The sequence below is a fragment of the Streptomyces sp. NPDC018610 genome (assembly GCF_044391765.1).
Classification (GTDB): domain Bacteria; phylum Actinomycetota; class Actinomycetes; order Streptomycetales; family Streptomycetaceae; genus Streptomyces.
Genome location: NZ_JBISAL010000008.1, coordinates 49,856 through 69,107 on the forward strand (window position 1 = coordinate 49,856; position 19,252 = coordinate 69,107).

The window sequence follows — 19,252 nt, forward strand, 5'->3', positions numbered from 1 at the left end:
CGAAGAAGACGGGAACGCGAAGAAGACGGTGGGCCGTCGGGGAAACGGGTGTCGCACCGGGAGACGGACGAGACGTCAGGAGCGGGTGAGACACCGAGTGGGAAAGGCGGGACGCTGGAGGCGCCCGTGTTCACAGCGGCGCGCGGCGGGTCGGCTCAACAGGAAGAGGACCACACACGACCGAAGTCGATGTGGGAGCGCGTGACCAGCCACTGCTGCGGATGCATGGGCCAAGTGGAACAGGCATCCGGTTCCCCGTCAACCGACTTGAGACGTACGGCTCACATGATGGACAGCCTTGACAGTGGGGGGAAACGGGGCCGTAGTCTCGTGTGAACGGCCCTGCTGAGGGGCTCGGCCGTACCGCGCGCCGTTGCGACGGCGCGCTCGTGTGAAGGCATCACCGGCGTTCCACCCGACGCATCACGGAGCCTTCGCATGTCCTCCTCCGACCTCACCCTCGTCAAGGCCACCGCCCCCGGGACACCCGAACCGGCGGACGTGCCGCTCATCGTGCCGCGACGCCGGCTCGGCCAGTGGACGGCCGCCTTCGTCGTCCTCGCCCTGCTCGGCCTCGCGCTGACCTCCGTCATCCGCAACGACGCCTTCCAATGGGACGTCGTCGCCGACTACTTCACCTCGGACTCCGTCCTGCGCGGACTGTGGCTCACCCTCTGGCTGACCGCCGTGGTGATGGCGCTCGGCTTCGCCCTGGGCACCCTGCTCGCCGTCTTCCGGCTCTCCGCCAACCCCGTGCTGCGCGCGGTCGGCTGGGGCTACGTCTGGCTCTTCCGGTCCATTCCGATCCTGGTGCAGCTGCTGTTGTGGTTCAACATCGGGGCGCTGTACCCGCGCGTCCTCGGCGTGAGGACCGTCGACCTGTTCGGGCCGGTCACCGTCGCGGTCATCGGCCTCACCCTGCACGAGGCCGCCTACGCCGCCGAAGTGGTGCGCGGCGGCATCCTCTCCGTCGGCCACGGCCAGATCGAGGCCGCGCAGGCGCTAGGCCTGAGCCGGTGGCGGCGCCTGCGGCGGATCGTCCTGCCCCAGGCGATGCGCTCCATCGTGCCGCCCGCCGGGAACATGCTGATCGGCACCCTCAAGGGCACCTCCATCGTCAGCGTCATCGCCGTCCAGGACCTGCTGTACTCCACACAGCTCATCTACCACCAGACCTACCAGGTCATCCCGCTGCTGATGGTCGCCACCCTCTGGTACACCGTCGTCACCTCGGTGCTCGGCGTCGGCCAGCACTACGTGGAGCGGCACTACGCGCGCGGTGCGGAGCACACCCGATGAGGCCCTCGCTCGTCGTCGTCGGGGCCGGGCCGCGGGGGACCGGTCTGATCGAGCGCATCGCCGCCAACGTGGCCGAGCTGTACGCCGGTGCCGGCCTCGACATCCACCTGGTCGACCCGCACCCGCCCGGCTCCGGCCGCATCTGGCGCGACGCCCAGTCGCCGCTGCTGTGGATGAACTCGCACGCCGAGGACGTCACCATGTTCACCGACGACACCGTGGACATGGCCGGCCCGGTGCGCGAGGGCCCCACCCTGCACGAGTGGGCCGGCGTGGCCGGGAGCACCTTCGCCGACCGCCGCCTCCAGGGCGCCTATCTGCGCTGGGTGTACGACGACGCCGTGGCCGCGCTGCCGCCCGGCATCACCGTGCACCACCACCCGCGGCGCGCCCTGCGCGTCGGCGGCCCGCGCGAGGGCCGCCAGCAGGTGTGGCTGGAGGGCCGACCGCGCCCGCTCCTCGCCGACCTCGTCGTCCTCACCCTCGGCCACCTCGACGCCGAACCCGACTCGGAGCAGGCCGAGTTGGGCGCCTATGCCCGCGCTCACGGCCTCGTCCACCTGCCGCCCGACTTCACCGCCGACAGCGACCTGTCCGCCCTGAAGGCCGGTGAGCCCGTCCTCGTGCGCGGCTTCGGCCTCGCCTTCGTCGACCTGATGGTGCTGCTCACCGAGGGGCGCGGCGGCCGCCACGCACAGGACGTCTACCTGCCCTCGGGGCAGGAGCCGGTGCTGTACGTCGGCTCGCGGCGCGGAGTGCCGTACCACTCCAAGATCGGTTACGGCCTCACCGGCGAGCGCCCGCCGCTGCCCCGCTTCCTCGGCCCCGCCGAGACCGAGGCGCTGTCGGCCCGCCCCGACGGCCACGACTTCCGGCGAGGGGGGTCCCCCCTGCTCGATCGCGGCCGAGAGGCCGGGGGAGTGTGGCCGCTGGTCGAGAAGGAGCTCGGACACGCCCACTACCACCGGCTGTTCACCGCCCACCCCGAGCGGACGGCCATGGCCTGGGCCGACTTCGAGGAGAGATACGCGGGCGCCGGCCCGGCCGAACGGGCCGCCCTCGTCGCCGACGCCGTGCCCGACCCCGCCGACCGGCTCGACCTCGCCGCCCTGGACCGCCCGCTGGCCGGTGAGCACCACGCCACGCACGAGGACTTCCAGCGGGCGCTGCGCGAACGGATCGAGAGCGACCTGCGCCGCCGGCACGATCCCGAGCACAGCCCCGACCTGGCCGTCTTCCTCGGACTGCTGTCCGTCTACGGGCAGTTGGTCAAGCTCGGCGACATCGGCCCCTGGTGGCACGGCTTCTTCAGCTCCCTCGCATCCGGCCCGCCCGGACCCAGACTGCGCCAGATGCTCGCCCTGTCCCGGGCGGGCGTCCTGAGGTTCGTCGGCGCGGACATGACCGTCACCGCCGAGGACGGGGTGTTCCGCGCGAGCAGCCCCACCGTCCCCGGACACGTCGTCGAGGCGCGGGCGCTGGTCGAGGCGCGGCTGCCCGAGCCCACCGTCCGGCGCGCCCGTGACCCGCTGCTGCGCGAGCTGCACGCCGACGGGGCCGCCGAGTCCCCCGACGGGCTGCTGCGCGTGGACCGCGCCGACTGCCGCGTCCTGGACGGCGACGGCCGGCCGCACCCCCGGCGCTTCGCGCTCGGACCGTTCACCGACGCCCGTACGCCCGGAGCGTTCACCAGGCCGCGCACCGGCGGCCCCGCGTTCCGGCAGAACGACGCCACCGCCCGGGCCGCGCTGACGTTCCTGCGGGCGCTCGCCCCGCACGCGAACGCCGCCTGACGCCCCTCTCCGCCCACCACTACGTCAAGGACCCCCCCATGAGCGTCATGGTCGACATCAAGTCGGTCCACAAGAGCTTCGGCTCCACGGAAGTCCTCAAGGGCATCGACCTCCAGGTCCGCACCGGCCAGGTCACCGTGCTCCTCGGGCCCTCCGGCTCGGGCAAGTCGACGCTGCTGCGCACCGTCAACCACCTGGAGAAGGTGGACCGGGGCGCGATCAGCGTGGACGGCACGCTGATCGGCTACCGGCGCTCCGGCGACCGGCTCCACGAACTGCCCGAACGCGAGGTGCTCAAGCAGCGCACCAGGATCGGCTTCGTCTTCCAGAACTTCAACCTCTTCCCGCACCTGACCGCGCTGGAGAACGTCGTCGAGGCGCCGGTCGCCGTGCGCAAGCGGCCCCGCGCCGAGGCGGCGGCGGCCGGGCGGCGGCTGCTGGAGCGGGTGGGCCTCGCCGACAAGGCGGACGCCTACCCGGCCCAGCTCTCCGGCGGCCAGCAGCAGCGCGTCGCCATCGCCCGCGCCCTCGCCCTGGAACCGAGGCTGCTGCTGTTCGACGAGCCCACCTCCGCCCTCGACCCCGAACTGGTCGGCGAGGTCCTCGACGTCATCAGGGACCTGGCCCGGCAGGGCACCACGATGATCGTGGTCACCCACGAGATCGGCTTCGCCCGCGAGGTCGCCGACACGGTGGTGTTCATGGACGCCGGCCGGATCGTCGAGCAGGGACCGCCGGACGCGGTGCTCGACCGCCCGCGGCACGAGCGGACCCGGGCCTTCCTCTCCAAGGTCGTCTGACCGTGGACCGGCGCCGAAAGGATTTACCGCGATGACCTCATCCCACGGCCGGGCGCTGCTGCACCTGGCCGCCGACATCGGCGGCCGGCGGTCGTACGACGCCGGCCCGTACGCCGAGGCGGCACGGCTCGCCGAGAGCGGCAGACTCGACTTCGTCACCCTCGAAGACGGCTTCGCGCGCCCCGGCCCCGACGCGCTCACCGTCCTGTCCCGGGCGGCGCCCGCCACCCGCCGCGTCGGCCTGGTCCCCACCGTCACCACCACGCACACCGAGCCGTTCCAGGTCCAGGCGGCCGTGGCCACCCTCGACCGGGTCAGCCGGGGCCGGGCGGGCTGGCGGATCGAGGTGTCGGCCACCGAGGGCGAGGCCCGCCTCTTCGGCCGCCGTCCCTTCCCCGGGCTGCCGGCTCCGACCGGGCAGGGCGGACCCGCGCCCTCTGTCGAGGAGTTGTGGCGACGGGCCGCGGAAACCGTCGAGACGGCCGAACGTCTGTGGGACGGCGGGGACGACGGCCGGGCGGACGGCGCCGGGAACCCGACCGCCGAGGCGGTCGAACGCCCGGGGGACGGCCGGAAGGACGGCCGGGAGGGCGGCCGGGAGGGCGGCGCCGGGAACCGGGGCGCGGCCACGGCCGGCCGGGCGCACCACGCCGGTCCCACCGGCGGCGCCCTCTCCGTCCGGTGCCCCTCGGCGGTGCCCCGGCCCCCGCAGGGCCGTCCCGTGCGGGTGGTCGACGCCACCGAGGGCCACGCCCGGAGCGTGGCGGCGCGGTACGCCGACGTCGTGCTCGTGCGTGCCGCGAGCCCGGCGCAGGCCGCCACCCTGCGGGACCAACTGCGCGCCGCGGCAGCCGGGTTCGGCCGAGACCCCGGCACACTGCGGGTCCTGGCGTCGCTCGTCGTCGACCTCGGCGACGGCGAGTACGCGGCCGAGCGCGGCCACGGCGGGGGCGGCCCGCGGCCCAGCGAGCGCGGCCCGCTGTACCGGGGCGGCCCCGTCGACCTCGCCGAGCTGATCGCCGCCTGGCACCGCGCGGGCGCCGTCGACGGCTTCCACCTGGTGCCCGCCGAGCCGTTCCGCGACCTGGAGCGGCTGGTCAACGGCACCGTGGCCCTGCTGCAGCACCGCGGCCTGTTCCGCACCTTCTATCCGGGCGGCACCCTGCGCGAGCACCTGGGACTCGGCCGGCCCGCGAGCCGCTACGCGCGGACCGGGGGAGCGGCATGACCGTACGGCCCCCCAGACGGACGCACCTCGCCGTGCGCTGTCCCGGCGTGAGCGCCGGCACCGCCCCGGCGGCGGGCGCCGGTCACCGCACCCCGCAGGGATCCCCGCCCGGATCCCGGACCGGGTTCTCCGGCTGCGAGGTCCTCGCGCGCACCGCCGAGCGCGGGCTGTTCGACTTCCTCCTCGCCGAAGGCCCGTACCGGGAGCGGACCGCAGCCCCGGCCGCGGCCGGCCGCCCGGAGCCGGTGAGCGCGCTCGCCGGCGTCACCGAGCGGCTCGGGCTCGCCGCCACGGTCGACACCGCCTTCGACGAGCCCTACGGACTCGCCCGCCGGATCGCCACCCTGGACCACCTCAGCGCCGGCCGGGCCGCCTGGAACGTCTCCTGCGACGCCCTGGCCGGCGAGCCCCCGGCCGACCGGCACAGGCCCGGACCGCGCCGGACGGTCCACCCGGGCCGCCGAGTTCGTCGAAACGGCGCGCGCACTGCGGGACTCCTGGACGCCGGAGGGGGAGCCACGGCCGTTCGCGCACCGGGGGCGGCACTTCGACATCGCGGGCGAGTTCACCGTGCCGCGCCCGCCGCAGGGCCATCCGGTCGTCATCCAGGCGGGGGATTCGGACGAGGAACGGGAGTTCGCCGCCTCGACGGCCGACGTCGTCGTCACCCGGTCCCGGTCGCCGCGGGAGGCGCGGGCGCTCTACGCCGACGCCAAGCGGCGGCCGGCCGGGTACGGTCGCGAGCCCGGCGACCTGAGGGTCCTGCAGGAGGTGAACGTCGTCCTCGGCGACAGTGACGCCGAGGCCCGGGAGAGGGCCGTCTCGATCCGGGCCCCACGGGCCGCCTCCGTTCCCGGTTCCGGCTCCGCTCGCGGCCCCGCGCCGGATCCCGTGCCGGCCGCCCGGCTGCGCGGGGCAGGCGCGGGCGGAGCGACCGCCGGCCCGGCCGGCCGGGGCCCGCGCGGACGTGGCCGGACCCGCCGTCGCCCCCGCGGCGGCCGGATCTGCCGCTGTCGGCGGGGCGGGCCGGCCGTCCCTCACCGGCGCGGGGGGCCGGCCGTCCCTCACCGGCGCGGAGGGACGGCTGTCCTTCGTCGGCACGCCCGAGGCGGTCGCCGCCGAACTCGACGCGTTCGTACGGCGGGACACCGCCGACGGGTTCGTCCTGGTCCCGTACGCCGTCCCGGGCGCCGGCCTGGACGACTTCGTCGACCGCGTGGTGCCGCTGCTCCAGGACAGGGGCGTGTTCCGCACCCGTTACGAGGGCGCCACTCTGCGCTCGTACCTCGGTTTGGCCACCAGGCCGCACATGGAAGGGTTGATCACATGACGGACGCATCCGACCAGTGGAAGCAGTGGCACGAGCACCGCACCGAGACGGTGTCGGCGCCCTACGGCCCGCTCGCGCTGACCGGCACCCACTGGCTCGCGGACTATCCGGACGGTCGAATTCCGGACATCCCCGGGATCTGGACGGCCGACGGCGACGAGGTCGTGCTGATCGCCGCCGCCGACGGAATGACCGTCGACGGCCGGCCCCTCGACGGCGAGGTGCGGCTCGGCGCCGACAGCGGACCGGCGGCGGACGCCCGGGTCGCGCTGGGCGAACGCCGGCTGGTGGTGCTGGTCCGCGAAGGCCTCTGGGGCGTACGGGACTTCGATCCGGCCGCTCCGGCGCGCCGCGCGTTCCGCGGCATCGCGGCCGCCGGTCACGATCCGCGCTGGTCCGTGCCGGGGCGCTTCACCCGGTACGCCGAGGACCGGACCGTGCGTGTGCCGAACGCGGACGGCCGGGAACGCGGCCTCGTCCTCGCCGGGGAGTTGGCGTTCACCCTTCCGCGCCCGGTCTCGCCCGAGCGGGGGGAACCCCGCGTGGACCGGGAACTGACGCTCCAGGTGGCCGAGCAGCCGGACGGCACGCTGTGGGCGGTCTTCGCCGACGCCACCAGCGGACACGGCGGTTTCCGCTTCCGGTTCCTGCACCCCGGGGCGCCGGACGCCGAGGGGCGCACCACGGTCGACTTCAACCGCGCGGTGCTGCCGCCGTGCGCGTTCGCCGACCACTTCGTCTGCCCCTTCCCGCCGCCGGGCAACACCCTTGACCTCGGGATACCGGTGGGGGAGCGCACCCTGCTCTGACGGACCCCCGCATACTGACGCACCGTCAACTCATCCTGATCGCACACAGTCCACTCAGAACACACACAGTCGCACGGCCGAAAGGCACCCTTGCGCCGACCGGCCGTTCGGCCGAATACTCCCCCACAGCGCTTGTCAGGGGCACACTCAGTTCGGAATCCGGACGACCGCCCCCGGCTGCGCCTCACGGGCCCCGACCCCACGCGGGCCCCCGACTTCCTTTGTGGAGGAACGACAAGTGAGGATCAAGCGCACTGCCTCCCGCAGCGGCATCACGAGACAGACCCGGGCGGTGGCCATCGCCGCCGGCCTCGTGGCCGCCGCCGCGTTCGCGGTCCCCAGCGCGAACGCGTCCGACACCGACACCTTCAGCGCCGCCCAGCTCACCAAGGCGAGCGACTCGGTGCTGAAGGCCGACATCCCGGGCACCGCCTGGGCCGTCGACAGCAAGAGCAACCGGGTCGTCGTCACCGTCGACAGCCGGGTCTCCGAGGCCCAGATCGCCCGGATCAAGCAGCAGGCGGGAGCCGACTCCGGCGCCCTGACCATCAAGCGCACCCCGGGGAAGTTCAACAAGCTGATCTCCGGCGGCGACGCCATCTATGCGAGTAGCTGGCGCTGCTCGCTGGGCTTCAACGTCCAGGACTCCAGCGGCAACTACTACTTCCTCACCGCCGGTCACTGCACCGACGGCGCCGGCACCTGGTGGTCGAACTCGTCGCACTCGACCACGCTCGGAAGCACCGCCGGTTCCTCCTTCCCGGGCAACGACTACGGCATCGTGCGCTACACCAACAGCTCGGTGACCAAGTCCGGCGCGGTGGGCAGCGTGGACATCACCAGCGCGGCCACGCCGTCGGTCGGCACCACCGTCTACCGGCGCGGCTCCACCACCGGCATCCACAGCGGCAGGGTCACCGCGCTCAACGCCACGGTCAACTACGGCAACGGCGAGGTCGTCTACGGTCTCATCCAGACCACGGTCTGCGCCGAGCCCGGCGACTCCGGCGGTCCGCTGTACTCCAACGGCGGCGTCGCCTACGGCCTGACCTCGGGCGGCAGCGGCGACTGCTCCTCCGGTGGCACGACCTTCTTCCAGCCGGTCACGGAGGCGCTGAGCGCCTACGGGGTCCACGTCTACTGACGCCCCCGGCCCCGGGGCCGTGCGCACGGCCCCGTTTCCGTACCGTCCCTGCGGCCGGCCGCAGGCGGAGCCCCCGTACGCGACAGGCGTACGGGGGCTTTCGCGTCGGCCGGGACGAGGAGCGGCTCCCGCGGGGGCCGGGGCGGCTCCTTCGGGCCGGTCTCCCCTCACGGGGAGGTCTCGTCCGGACCGATGTGTGCGCCGCGCCCGGTGACAGAGGCGGTTCGCTCTTCGACGGAGGCACCGCGCTCGGGCTCACCTTCGGGGGCAGCGGCGACTGCGCCTCCGGCGGCGGGACCTTCTTCCAGCCGGTCACCGAGGCGCTGCCGGCGACCGGCGCGCAGATCGGCTGACCGCCGGACCGCCCCCACCGGATCCGTGGGAGCCCCGTCCCCTTCGCGTGTTCGCATGCGTGCGGGGCGGGGCTCTCACGCGTCCGGACGGGGCCCCGGCCGGGCCCCCGGACCGGGGCCGGGGTCGGGAGCCGGTCCGGGGTCGGGGGCCTGGTCGGCGGAGGTGTCGACGAAGGTGTCCCCCTCGCCCGCGGTGCCCGCCTCGATGTGCGCGGCCCCGCCTCCGGCGGCTTTCTCGGCCTCGGCGGCGGCTTCCCCGCCCGCCACGGCCCGCCCGACCGTGGCGGCTTGTTCGCCGCGGCCTCCGGCGGCTGCTTCGGCCGGGGCCGCCTCGCCGCCCGTGCCCGTGGCGGCGTCGGTCCGACCGGTCTCCGCCGGGGCGCCGCTCGCCTCCGCCGCCCCACCGCTCGTGCCCGGTGGGGCGGCTGCCGTATCCGGCGGGGTGGTGGCCGCGGCGGCCGCCCCGGGCGACGCGGCGGTCGTGACCGGCCCGCCGCCGGCACCTTCTCCGTCCGGACCCGCGCTGTCCGGACCTGGGCCGCTCGGACCTGGGCCGCTCGGGCCTGCACCGCCTGGACCCGCGCCGTTCCTGTCCGGGCCCGCGCTGCCCGAACCCGCGCTGCCCGAACCCGCGCTGCCCGGGCCCACGTTGCCCGGACCCGCGCTGCCCGGACCCTCGGTCTCTCCGCCCGGGCCCACGTCGCTCCCCCTCGTCCCCCCGGCGATGTCGTGGCGGTGGGCGCCCACGGTGGCGCCGGCCGGAGCCAGGGCGCCCGCGGCCGGACCCGCCCGTCCCTTCCGCAGCCCCGACGCCAGCAGGGTGACCGCCACCCCGGCGACCGCCCACGCCGCCAGCACCAGCAGCGCGTCCGTCAGGGCGTTGCCGCGGAAGTACGCGATCGAGCGTGCCGCCCAGGTGCCCGCACCCGGCGGCAGGGCGGGCCCGATCGCCTTCCAGAACGGCGGCAGCAGCGGCAGCGGGAAGGCGCCGCCCGCGCTCGGGTTGCCCGCGATCACCACCAGCAGGATCGCCAGGCCGATGCCGACGATGCCGAAGATCCCCTGGAGGGCGAGCGTGGCGGCGCCCACGGCGAAGGTGACCAGGGCGCCGAGCCCCCACAGCCGAAGGACCCCGCCCGGCAGCGCGTTCAGGGCGGGTCCCACGATGAGCGCGCCGCCCGCTCCGCCGGCGATCGCGACCAGTGCCATCGCGGCCAGCCGGATCGCCGCGCGCCGCGGGGACGCGGGCCGGGCCCCGGCGCTGATCGCGAGGATCGACGCGCAGAGGTAGCCGCCGACGCTCCAGCCCACGACCAGGTAGAACGACGACAGCCCGTCGAAGTCGCCACCGGAGGCGGGGGCCACGTCCACCGTCCGCACCGTCCGCCGCTGTGCCTTCTCCACGTCCCCGACGATCTTCTCCAGGGTGGTGGCGAGGACGGTGCCGCCGCCGGAGGCGACCAGGAGCGTGTCGGTGGCGCCGGACGGGTCGACGACCAGGGCGCCGTCGATGTCCCGGTGCAGGATCTGCCGGCGGGCCGCCGCCTCGCCGGCCACCGTGCGGGGGTCCAGGGGCGCGCCGGGCAGCCGCCGCAGCCGGTCCGCCGTCTGCTCGGCCACCGCCCCGGGCGCCGCGACGCCGAACGGCACGTCCCGGGGCTTCGGCTTGTGCAGCGCGCCCACGTAGGAGGCGATGAACAGCAGCTGGAGCGCGACCACGCCGATGACCAGCAGCGTGGCCCGTGGGGTGACGGCGTCCCTCACCTCCTGGCCGAAGGAGTGGGGGCGCCGGCGGGCGTGGGGGTGGCTCATGCCCTCACGCTGCGTGGAGGCGGCTGCTCGCGCAGTCGGGACACGGCCGAACGGATGCCGTGCGCGTGTTCGACAGCGGTCGCCGCGTGCCTGCCCCGGTCCGGGGCGTCGCCGTCGGTTGAACGGGCCGGCCCGGACGTTTGCGCAGGTCGGGCACGCTCGCACGGATGTCGTACGCATGTTCGAGGATGGGGGTATGGTGAGTGGTGAGTAGTTGGAACTGATGTTCGAGAGCCGGTGTCGGCTCAGAGGTGCGGGAGGTGCGTGTGCCGGGTTTCACGCATCTGCACACCGTCTCCGGGTTCTCCCTGCGCTACGGCGCCTCGCACCCGGAGCGGCTGGCCGAGCGCGCCGCCGAGCGCGGCATGGACGCCCTCGCCCTCACCGACCGCGACACCCTCGCCGGCACGGTCCGCTTCGCCAAGGCCTGCGCGGCGGCGGGCGTCCGCCCGCTGTTCGGCGTCGAACTCGCGGTGGCCGACCCCGGCCCTGGGGCGTCCGCCGGACGCGCCGCCCCCGTACGGCCCGACGGTTCCGTAGCGCGTCGCACGGCGCCCGCGTGGCCCGCCGGCCGCGACGGGGCCGTGCGGCCCCAGCGGCGCCGGGCGCCGGTGCGCGGCGGTGCCTTCGTCGACGAGTCGGCCCCCCGCGTCACCTTCCTCGCCCGGGACGGCGCCCGCGGCTGGGCCGGCCTGTGCCGCCTGGTCACCGCCGCCCACACGGCCGAGGACACCCCGCTGCTCGCCTGGTCCGACAACCACGCCGACGGCCTGACCGTGCTGCTCGGCCCGGACTCCGACGTCGGCCGGGCCCTGGCCGCGGGCCGCCCCGACCGGGCCGCGCGGCTCCTCGTGCCCTGGCGCGAGGTCTACGGCGACGCCCTGCGCCTGGAGGCCGTCTGGCACGGGCGCAAGGGCACCGGGCCGGGCTCCCTGCGGCTGGCCGCCCGCACCGTCGGCTTCGCCGCCGAGCAGCGCGTGCGCCCCGTGCTCAGCAACGCCGTCCGCTACGCGGACCCCGGCCAGGGCCCGGTCGCCGACGTCCTGGACGCCGCGCGCCGCCTGGTCCCCGTCGAGGCGGCCGGCGAACGGGACTCGGGGGAGGCCTGGCTCAAGGACCCGGGCGCGATGCTGCGCGCGGCCGAGCGGATCGTCGAGGCCGCGGGCTTCCGCCGCGAGACCGCCCACCACCTGCTGGAGCAGACCCGGGCCACGGCCGCCGAGTGCCTGGTCGACCCGGAGGACGACCTCGGCATGGGCACCGTCCACTTCCCCGAGCCGCACCTGGTCGGCGCGGGCCGCCGCACCGCCCAGCGCGCGCTCGCCTCCCGGGCGGCGGCGGGCATGGTGCTGCGCGGCCACGCCGGCCGGCGCGCCTACTGGGAGCGGATGCACCAGGAACTGGACATCATCGCCTACCACGGCTTCGCCTCCTACTTCCTCACCGTCGCCCAGGTCGTGGACGACGTGCGGAGCATGGGCATCCGGGTCGCCGCGCGCGGCTCCGGCGCCGGCTCCCTCGTCAACCACCTCCTCGGCATCGCCCATGCCGACCCGGTCGAGCACGGGCTGCTGATGGAGCGCTTCCTGTCCAAGCGGCGGTTCGTCCTGCCCGACATCGACATCGACGTGGAGTCCGCGCGCCGCCTGGAGGTCTACCGGCAGATCATCGGCCGGTTCGGCGCCGAGCGGGTCGCGACGGTCGCCATGCCGGAGACGTACCGGGTGCGCCACGCCATCCGCGACGTGGGCGCGGCCCTGTCCATGGACCCCGCCGAGATCGACCGCGTCGCCAAGTCCTTCCCGCACATCCGCGCCCGCGACGCCCGCGCGGCCCTGGAGGAGCTGCCCGAGCTCAAGGCGCTGGCCGGGCACAAGGAGCGGTACGGCAGGCTGTGGGAGCTGGTCGAGGCCCTGGACGCCCTGCCGCGCGGGATCGCCATGCACCCCTGCGGGGTCCTCCTGTCCGACGCCTCCCTGCTCGCCCGTACGCCGGTGGTGCCGACCAGCGGCGAGGGCCTGCCCATGTCCCAGTTCGACAAGGAGGACGTGGAGGACCTCGGGCTGCTCAAGCTGGACGTGCTGGGCGTGCGGATGCAGTCGGCGATGGCGCACGCGGTGGCGGAGGTGGAGCGGGCCTCGGGGGAGCGGATCGACCTGGACTCCGTGCCGGCGGGCGACCCGGCGACGTACCGGCTCATCCGGTCCGCCGAGACGCTCGGCTGCTTCCAGATCGAGTCGCCGGGCCAGCGCGATCTGGTGGGACGGCTCCAGCCGGCCACCTTCCACGACCTGGTCGTGGACATCTCGCTCTTCCGGCCCGGGCCGGTCGCCGCCGACATGGTGCGGCCGTTCATCGAGGCGCGGCACGGACGGGCGCCGGTGCGCTACCCGCACCCGGACCTGCGGGAGCCGCTGGAGGAGACGTACGGGGTCGTCGTCTTCCACGAGCAGGTCATCCATATCGTGCACCTGATGACCGGCTGCGGCCGGGACGAGGCGGACCGGGTGCGGCGCGGGCTGTCCGACCCGGAGTCGCAGGGGCGGATCAAGGTGTGGTTCGCCCAGCACGCGGCGGCGCGGGGATATGACGCAGAAACGATTCAGCGCACCTGGGGGATCGTCGAGGCGTTCGGCTCGTACGGCTTCTGCAAGGCGCACGCCGTCGCCTTCGCCGTGCCGACGTACCAGTCGGCGTGGCTGAAGGCCCACCACCCGGCCGCCTTCTACGCCGGACTGCTCACCCACGACCCCGGGATGTACCCGAAGCGGCTGCTGCTGGCGGACGCGCGGCGGCGCGGGGTGCCGATCCTGCCGCTGGACGTGAACCGGTCGGGAGTCGCCCATCGGATCGAACTGGTGTCTGAGGCAAAGGGGTCTGGAGGGGCCGAGAGCGCCAAGGGATGGGGGCTGCGGCTGGCCCTCTCCGACGTGCACGGCATCAGCGAGGCCGAGGCGGCGCGGATCGCGGACGGACAGCCCTACGCCTCGCTGCTCGACTTCTGGGAGCGGGCCCGGCCGAGCCGCCCGATCGCCGGACGGCTCGCCCAGGTGGGCGCGCTGGACGCGTTCGGCGCCAACCGCCGCGACCTGCAACTGCACCTGACCGAACTGCACCGCGGTTCCCGGGGCGCCGGCGGCGGCCAACTGCCCCTGGCCGGCGGGAGGAAGACGGCCGCGGCCGGGCTGCCCGACCTGTCCGACGCGGAGAAGCTCAGCGCCGAGCTGGGCGTGCTGTCCATGGACGCCTCACGCAACCTGATGGACGACCACCGGGCGTTCCTCGACGAGCTGGGCGTGGTCTCCGCGCGCCGGCTGCGCGAGGCACGGCACGGCGAGACGGTGCTGGTCGCGGGCGCCAAGGCGGCCACCCAGACCCCGCCGATCCGCTCCGGCAAACGGGTCATCTTCTCCACCCTCGACGACGGCACCGGCCTGGTCGACCTCGCCTTCTTCGACGACTCCCACGACGCCTGCGCACACACCGTCTTCCACTCCTGGCTGCTGCTGGTGCGCGGAGTGGTGCAGCGGCGCGGTCCGCGCAGCCTCAGCGTGGTGGGCGCCGCCGCCTGGAACCTCGCCGAACTGGCCGAACTGCGCGCCGAGGGCGGTCTGGAGGAGGTGGCGGCCCGGCTGGCCCGCCCCGGCGGACCGCCCAAGGGCGCCGCGGCCGGCGACGGTGACGACGGCGAGGGCGCGCGCCGGGCCCGGCTCGCCGGATCGGACGGACGTCCCGCGCCCGCCGGCTCCGCCGCGCCCGACCCGATGGACACCGCCCGCGATCGGCGCATCCGCATGTCCACCGGCTATGAGATGCATCCGTGGGCGGACCTGCGGCCGGCGGGCGAAGGGCCCGCCAGTGGAAGGAAGTTGTGGCACCAGAGTCCAGGGAGTGCGGGATGACTGTCCTCTGTGTACGTTTCCGGCTGTCCCCGATGTACGAGGCGGCCCTGCCGGGGCTGCTCGGTCTGCTGGAGGAGTTCACCCCGGTCGTCGAGGCGCTGCCGCCGGACGGGGCGCTGGCCGATCTGCGCGGCGCCGAACGGTACTTCGGGCGCGACGCGGCCGAGCTGGCATCCGTGATCCGGGTCCGCTCGCTCGCCCGGTACGGCGTCGACTGCCTGATCGGCGTGGGACCGGGCCCGATGCTGGCCCGGATGGCCCTGCGCGACGCCCGGCCCGGCCACACCCGCGCGGTGCCCGGCGACCCGGCCGCCGTCGCGGAGTTCCTCGCCGGGCGGCCGGTCGCCGCGCTGCCCGGCGTCGGCACGGCGACCGCCCGCACCCTGGGCGAGTACGGCCTCGACACCCTGGACCGGGTCGCCGCGGCTCCCCTGTCCACGCTCCAGCGCCTGGTCGGCGCGAAGGCCGGCCGCGAACTGCACGAGAAGGCGAACGGCGTCGACCGCGGCCGGGTCGTCCCCAACGCCGTCTCCCGGTCGCTCATCGCCGAACACCCCTTCGACCGTGACGAACTGGACCCCGACCGGCACCGCGGGGCGCTGCTGGCGGCCGCCGGGGAACTGGGCGCCCGGCTGCGCTCCGTCGACAAGGTCTGCCGCACCCTGACCCTCACCGTGCGCTACGCCGACCGGTCGGCCACCGTCCGCAGTCGCACCCTGGCGGAACCCACCGCCCACTCGGCGGCGCTGACCGGGGCCGCGTACGGCATGTACGAGGCGCTGGGCCTCCAGCGCGCCCGGGTCCGCGCGCTCGCCCTGCGCGCCGAGGGCCTGGCCCCCGCCGAACAGGCGTCCCACCAGCTCACCTTCGACCCCGTCGACGAGAAGCTGCGCCGCATCGAGGAGGTCGCGGACCGCGCGCGGGCCAAGTTCGGCCCGCGCGCGGTGATCCCGGGCACGCTGGCGGCGTGAGCACCCCGAGAGGAAGGGTCAGTTGGCCCACGGCGGGGTGATCACGGTGCCGTCCGCCATGCGGGCCCGGAGACCGACGGAGGTGGTGACCCAGGAGACGGCGGTGCGGTCCGTGGGGTTCTCCACGGCGAGTGTCGCACCGGCGTTGATGATCACCGTGTCGCCCGCGCCGACGCGCTCGCTGCGGCCGTCGAGCGTGATCAGCAGTTCGCCGTCGAGCAGGTGGAAGATCTCCTCGTGGGTGACGGTGTGGGCCGGTGCCCTGGTGCCGGCGGGGATCTCGCCGCGCCAGGCGCACAGCTCCCTGGCGCCGGTGCGCGGGGCGGCGTACGAGACGAAGCGGGCGCCGTGGATCTCGTGGGTCACGGCGTCGGACGGGTGGACGACGGGCATGGGCTCTCCTCGGACACGAAGGGATGGTCAAGCTGCTTGACCGAATAGCTCGGGATTATGGTCAAGCTGCTTGACCAATTCGTCAAGGGTGTTTCAATGCCTCCGTGCAGAACTCCGAAGCCATGGCCCTGTCCGCCACCCTGCTCGCCGTCGCCGGCGAGCTCACCCAGCGCATCCACGACGGTGTCGTCGCCCGCGGCTTCGAGGGCATCCGGCCCGCGCACGGCTTCGCGTTCGCGCGGCTGGCTCCGGACGGGGCGACGGTCACGGAGCTGGCCTCCCACCTCGGGGTCACCAAGCAGGCCGCCAGCCAGCTCGTCGACGAGATCGTGCGCAAGGGGTACGCGGAGCGCCGTCCGCACCCCGAGGACGCGCGGGCCCGCCTGGTCGTGCTGACCGAGCGCGGCCGGGCCTGCACCCGCGCGGCGGAGGAGGCGGCCGCGGAGGTCGTGCGGGTCTGGGCCGGGGTGATCGGTGAGGGTCAAGTTCGCGCGTTGGTAGGGCAGTTGGCGCGCATCGCACCGGACGGCCCGATCCGGCCCGCTTGGTGATGATTCGTCAGGGGCACTACCTCATGTCACCCAAGCGTTGCCGGACGTCCCCAGGATTTTTTACCGACGCGTAACTTCCAAGTTGCACTACTCGTCCGTAACTTGACGAGAGAACAGCATCCTCGTGATCCGGATCACAGGGCTCAGTGCCGTCGCCATGCCGTCGCACCTCCCCTCGAGCCGCAAGGAGATCACCCGATGCTGCCCGTCAAGCGCGCCCTGAGACACCTGGCCGCCCTGCTCCTGGCCGCCGCCGTCGCCACCGTCCCCGCGACCGCCGCCCACGCCTCCGCCGCCGCCTCCGCCCCGTCCCGCGGCTGGAACGACTACAGCTGCAAGCCGTCCGCCGCCCATCCCCGGCCGGTCGTCCTCGTCCACGGCACCCTCGGCAACTCCGTCGACAACTGGCTCGGTCTCGCCCCGTACCTGGAGGACCGCGGCTACTGCGTCTACTCCCTCGACTACGGCCGGCTGGACGGCGTCCCGCTCTTCCACGGCCTGGGCCCCATCGACAAGTCGGCCGCGCAGTTGTCCGCCTTCGTCGACAAGGTGCTCGCCGCCACCGGAGCCGCCAAGGCCGACCTCGTCGGCCACTCGCAGGGCGGCATGATGCCCCGCTACTACCTGAAGTTCCTCGGTGGCGCCGCCAAGGTGAACTCCCTCGTCGGCATCGCGCCCGACAACCACGGCGCCACCATCAGCGGCCTGACCAATCTGCTGCCGTACTTCCCGGGCGCCGAGGACCTGATCTCCGCCGCCACGCCCGGCCTCGCCGACCAGGTCCCCGGCTCCGCCTTCCTCACCGAGCTCAACGCCGGCGGCGACACCGTGCCCGGCGTGCACTACACCGTCATCGCCACCAAGTACGACGAGGTGGCCACGCCCTGGCGCAGCCAGTACCTGACCGGGCCCGACGTGCGCAACGTCCTGCTCCAGGACCTGTGCGCGCTGGACCTGTCCGAGCACCTGGCGATCGGCCTGACCGACCGCATCGCCTTCCACGAGGTGGCCAACGCCCTGGACCCGGCGCACGCCACCACCACCGACTGCGCTTCCGTCTTCAGCTGACGGGCGGTTCCCCGCCCGCCTGCCCGGGGGCCCGTCCGGCCTGAGCCGCCGGACGGGCCCCCGCGTTCGTGCGGCCGCTCAGCGGCCGTGCCGGCCCCCGGCCGAGGCGCGCCGCCGGACCGACAGGAACAGGACCGCCGAACCGGCCGCCAGGACCGCGGCGCCGCCGACCGCCACGTACGGCGTGCTGCCGGCGCCACCGGTCTCGGCGAGGCTCGTGCCCCGGTCCGCGCCGGTGGCGGCCTCGGGCCTACCGGGCCCACCGGCCGTCGCGGCCGGGGCGGCGCCGTCCGCGGCGAGCGGGGCGGGATCCGAGGCGGAGGCCGCGGTGAGGGCCGAAGCCGGTGCGGTGGTGGGATCCGTGGTCGTGGCGGGGTCGTCGTCACCGTGGCCGTGGTGCTCGATCGTCGACCTGCCGGTCCCGGCCTCGATCTGCCGATCGGTCGGGGCGGAGGCCGTCGGCGCCGGAGCGGCGCCGCCCGGCGTGCCGCTGCTCACGGCGCCGCTCCCGCCGAAGGCGACGTCCGAGCAGGAGTAGAACGCCTCCGGGCTGTCCGAGCGCTGCCAGACCGCGTACAGCAGCTGCCTGCCGGTGCGCTCGGGCAGCGTGCCGGAGAAGGTGTAGAAGCCGCCCGAGGCCACCGGGTCGGTGACCGTGGCCACCGGGTGCTCCAGGTCCAGCTCGGCCCAGGCGAGGGGCTTGGCCGGGTCGTAGCCGGGCTTGGTGATGTACACGTTGAAGGTGCCCTTGTGAGGGGCGGTCACGCGGTACCTGAAGGTGTACGAGCCGCTCTTCACGGCGGTCGCCGGCCAGTCCGCGCGGGCCAGGTCGAGCCCCTTGAACTCCTCGACGCCCGCGCTGCACAGCTTGCCGTCGGGGATCAGGGCCTGGTGCCGGCCGCCCGCGTCGCCGATCCGGATGCCGTTCCAGTCGTACAGGGCCTGGGTGCCGCCGACCGCGACCGCCGCCTCGCACGCCGCCGACCTCGGGCTCTCCGGGCCCTCCGCGTAGCACTGCGACACCCGGCTGACCGGGTCGCCCATCGAACCGTGCGCGGCGGCGGGCGCCGCGGCGAGCGCGGTCAGGGCGAGCGGGGCCAGCCCGAGGACGGCGAGCGCGGCGGCCCTGCGGCGGCGGGGCGTCCCCTGCTCGGACGTGGCGGAGGACCTGGGGAAGGACACCGAGGACATGCCGGAACTCCTGGGAGGGCTCTGATGCGGAACGGGGCGGACGGGATCCCGTGGGTGATCAGAAGCTAGCCCGGAGGAACCGGGAAATCGCCTGCTGAGGGCGGTGCGGGGTGATCCTTATGGTCGCGTTAAGGAAGCCCTCAGGCTGTCCTCAGGTAGGCGGTGCGGACCGGGCGCCGCGGGCGGTGAGCGGCGGGTGCGCGCACGAGAGATCGCCGTCCGCCCCGGCGCGCACGGCAGGGGACCGGGACGGCGACTGCTGGGACTGGTGGAGGTGACGTACGCGCGCATGCGCCGCGTGGCCGTGCGTCACGACCCGATCAGCTGCCGCGAACGGCCGCTCTGACGCGTCTCGCCGGCCGGCCGCCCGTCATCCGTCCGGCCACCATGTGCGCGCGATGTCCTTGCGGACCTCCGGCCGCCCGGCGGGACGTTCGTCGACCACTTCCTCACGGACCCGTCGGGTGTCCGTCTTCCTCAGGGGCTTCTGCACTGTCACACGGCGCATCGGTGCCTCCTTCGACGCCTACCGGGTTCCGTGTTCTCACGGAGGTAGACCTTTCGGGCGAGAGTTCCTCATCGGTGCGGGTCTGTCTGTGGCGGCTGTC

At 74.7% G+C, this 19,252-nt stretch carries 16 protein-coding genes and 2 pseudogenes; 14 read left to right on the forward strand and 4 right to left on the reverse strand.

Features of this window, described 5'->3' with window-relative positions; all coding sequences use genetic code 11:
• The first annotated feature begins 438 nt into the window (after positions 1–438).
• The 9 genes and pseudogenes from ACH5A8_RS20990 to ACH5A8_RS21030 all read left to right on the forward strand — a co-directional run bounded on the left by ACH5A8_RS20990 (position 439) and on the right by ACH5A8_RS21030 (position 8,756).
• Entirely contained in the window at positions 439–1,299 is an 861-nt protein-coding gene (locus ACH5A8_RS20990) for an amino acid ABC transporter permease (protein ID WP_399004051.1), read from the forward strand.
• Positions 1,296–3,092 (forward strand): FAD/NAD(P)-binding protein, encoded by a 1,797-nt coding sequence (locus ACH5A8_RS20995; protein WP_399004053.1) that lies wholly within the window; start codon positions 1,296–1,298, stop codon positions 3,090–3,092. The genes ACH5A8_RS20990 and ACH5A8_RS20995 overlap by 4 nt, the downstream gene beginning before the upstream one ends.
• A 38-nt stretch (positions 3,093–3,130) precedes the next feature.
• Positions 3,131–3,892: an amino acid ABC transporter ATP-binding protein gene (locus ACH5A8_RS21000; protein WP_399004055.1), complete on the forward strand. Its 762-nt coding sequence runs from the start codon at positions 3,131–3,133 to the stop codon at positions 3,890–3,892.
• A gap of 31 nt (positions 3,893–3,923) precedes the next feature.
• The gene (locus ACH5A8_RS21005; RefSeq protein ID WP_399004057.1) at positions 3,924–5,120 is read left to right on the forward strand and encodes an LLM class flavin-dependent oxidoreductase; all 1,197 of its coding nucleotides are present in this window, start codon (positions 3,924–3,926) and stop codon (positions 5,118–5,120) included.
• A gap of 486 nt (positions 5,121–5,606) precedes the next feature.
• Positions 5,607–5,894: pseudogene (locus tag ACH5A8_RS21010) on the forward strand (LLM class flavin-dependent oxidoreductase); the annotation flags it as partial.
• 193 nt (positions 5,895–6,087) lie between these two features.
• Positions 6,088–6,450 carry a hypothetical protein gene (locus ACH5A8_RS21015; protein ID WP_399004059.1) on the forward strand — a complete coding sequence of 121 codons (363 nt, stop codon included), beginning with the start codon at positions 6,088–6,090 and terminating at the stop codon, positions 6,448–6,450.
• Positions 6,447–7,259: a DUF1684 domain-containing protein gene (locus ACH5A8_RS21020; protein ID WP_399004061.1), complete on the forward strand. Its 813-nt coding sequence runs from the start codon at positions 6,447–6,449 to the stop codon at positions 7,257–7,259. Before ACH5A8_RS21015 ends, ACH5A8_RS21020 begins: the two co-directional genes overlap by 4 nt.
• Before the next feature lie 238 nt (positions 7,260–7,497).
• On the forward strand, positions 7,498–8,403 hold the full coding sequence (locus ACH5A8_RS21025) for a S1 family peptidase (protein WP_399004063.1): 906 nt from the start codon (positions 7,498–7,500) through the stop codon (positions 8,401–8,403).
• Between the two features lie 194 nt (positions 8,404–8,597).
• Positions 8,598–8,756, forward strand: coding sequence for a hypothetical protein (locus tag ACH5A8_RS21030; protein WP_399004065.1), 159 nt, complete (start codon positions 8,598–8,600; stop codon positions 8,754–8,756).
• Positions 8,757–9,545: 789 nt separating this feature from the next.
• Here the strand turns inward: ACH5A8_RS21030 and ACH5A8_RS21035 are convergent.
• Positions 9,546–10,568 (reverse strand): annotated as a pseudogene (locus ACH5A8_RS21035) (DUF3533 domain-containing protein); the annotation flags it as partial.
• A gap of 266 nt (positions 10,569–10,834) precedes the next feature.
• Between ACH5A8_RS21035 and ACH5A8_RS21040 the strand changes: the two are divergent.
• Complete coding sequence (locus ACH5A8_RS21040) at positions 10,835–14,470, forward strand: DNA polymerase III subunit alpha (protein ID WP_399004067.1); 3,636 nt, start codon at positions 10,835–10,837, stop codon at positions 14,468–14,470.
• Positions 14,467–15,441, forward strand: a complete 975-nt coding sequence (locus ACH5A8_RS21045; protein ID WP_399004069.1) for a DNA polymerase thumb domain-containing protein — start codon at positions 14,467–14,469, stop codon at positions 15,439–15,441. The genes ACH5A8_RS21040 and ACH5A8_RS21045 overlap by 4 nt, the downstream gene beginning before the upstream one ends.
• Positions 15,442–15,459: 18 nt before the next feature.
• On the opposite strand, the gene ACH5A8_RS21050 is transcribed toward ACH5A8_RS21045, so the two are convergent.
• Positions 15,460–15,834, reverse strand: coding sequence for a cupin domain-containing protein (locus ACH5A8_RS21050; protein WP_399004071.1), 375 nt, complete (start codon positions 15,832–15,834; stop codon positions 15,460–15,462).
• Positions 15,835–15,938: 104 nt separating this feature from the next.
• Here ACH5A8_RS21050 and ACH5A8_RS21055 point away from each other — a divergent pair, with 104 nt between their 5' ends.
• Complete coding sequence (locus ACH5A8_RS21055) at positions 15,939–16,385, forward strand: MarR family winged helix-turn-helix transcriptional regulator (protein WP_399004074.1); 447 nt, start codon at positions 15,939–15,941, stop codon at positions 16,383–16,385.
• 198 nt (positions 16,386–16,583) lie between these two features.
• Positions 16,584–17,453, forward strand: coding sequence for an esterase/lipase family protein (locus ACH5A8_RS21060; protein WP_399004076.1), 870 nt, complete (start codon positions 16,584–16,586; stop codon positions 17,451–17,453).
• 78 nt (positions 17,454–17,531) lie between these two features.
• Here ACH5A8_RS21060 and ACH5A8_RS21065 read toward each other — a convergent pair whose 3' ends face one another.
• Complete coding sequence (locus ACH5A8_RS21065; RefSeq protein ID WP_399004078.1) at positions 17,532–18,644, reverse strand: lytic polysaccharide monooxygenase; 1,113 nt, start codon at positions 18,642–18,644, stop codon at positions 17,532–17,534.
• A 196-nt stretch (positions 18,645–18,840) separates the two neighbouring features.
• On the opposite strand from ACH5A8_RS21065, the gene ACH5A8_RS21070 reads away from it, so the two are divergent.
• Positions 18,841–18,990, forward strand: coding sequence for a hypothetical protein (locus ACH5A8_RS21070; protein ID WP_399004080.1), 150 nt, complete (start codon positions 18,841–18,843; stop codon positions 18,988–18,990).
• Positions 18,991–19,014: 24 nt separating this feature from the next.
• Here the strand turns inward: ACH5A8_RS21070 and ACH5A8_RS21075 are convergent, their stop codons facing one another.
• Positions 19,015–19,152, reverse strand: a complete 138-nt coding sequence (locus ACH5A8_RS21075; protein ID WP_086025454.1) for a hypothetical protein — start codon at positions 19,150–19,152, stop codon at positions 19,015–19,017.
• Positions 19,153–19,252: the final 100 nt, after the last annotated feature.

What these genes read in the sequence shown, in the direction of transcription:
- ACH5A8_RS21000 (WP_399004055.1), top strand. Translation starts at nt 3,131, where the DNA reads ATGAGCGTCATGGTCGACATCAAGTCGGTCCACAAGAGCTTCGGCTCC.
- ACH5A8_RS21045 (WP_399004069.1), top strand. Translation starts at nt 14,467, where the DNA reads ATGACTGTCCTCTGTGTACGTTTCCGGCTGTCCCCGATGTACGAGGCG.
- ACH5A8_RS21060 (WP_399004076.1), top strand. Translation starts at nt 16,584, where the DNA reads ATGCTGCCCGTCAAGCGCGCCCTGAGACACCTGGCCGCCCTGCTCCTG.
- ACH5A8_RS21065 (WP_399004078.1), bottom strand. Translation starts at nt 18,644, where the DNA reads ATGTCCTCGGTGTCCTTCCCCAGGTCCTCCGCCACGTCCGAGCAGGGG.
- ACH5A8_RS21005 (WP_399004057.1), top strand. Translation starts at nt 3,924, where the DNA reads ATGACCTCATCCCACGGCCGGGCGCTGCTGCACCTGGCCGCCGACATC.
- ACH5A8_RS20990 (WP_399004051.1), top strand. Translation starts at nt 439, where the DNA reads ATGTCCTCCTCCGACCTCACCCTCGTCAAGGCCACCGCCCCCGGGACA.
- ACH5A8_RS21075 (WP_086025454.1), bottom strand. Translation starts at nt 19,152, where the DNA reads ATGCGCCGTGTGACAGTGCAGAAGCCCCTGAGGAAGACGGACACCCGA.
- ACH5A8_RS20995 (WP_399004053.1), top strand. Translation starts at nt 1,296, where the DNA reads ATGAGGCCCTCGCTCGTCGTCGTCGGGGCCGGGCCGCGGGGGACCGGT.
- ACH5A8_RS21050 (WP_399004071.1), bottom strand. Translation starts at nt 15,834, where the DNA reads ATGCCCGTCGTCCACCCGTCCGACGCCGTGACCCACGAGATCCACGGC.
- ACH5A8_RS21020 (WP_399004061.1), top strand. Translation starts at nt 6,447, where the DNA reads ATGACGGACGCATCCGACCAGTGGAAGCAGTGGCACGAGCACCGCACC.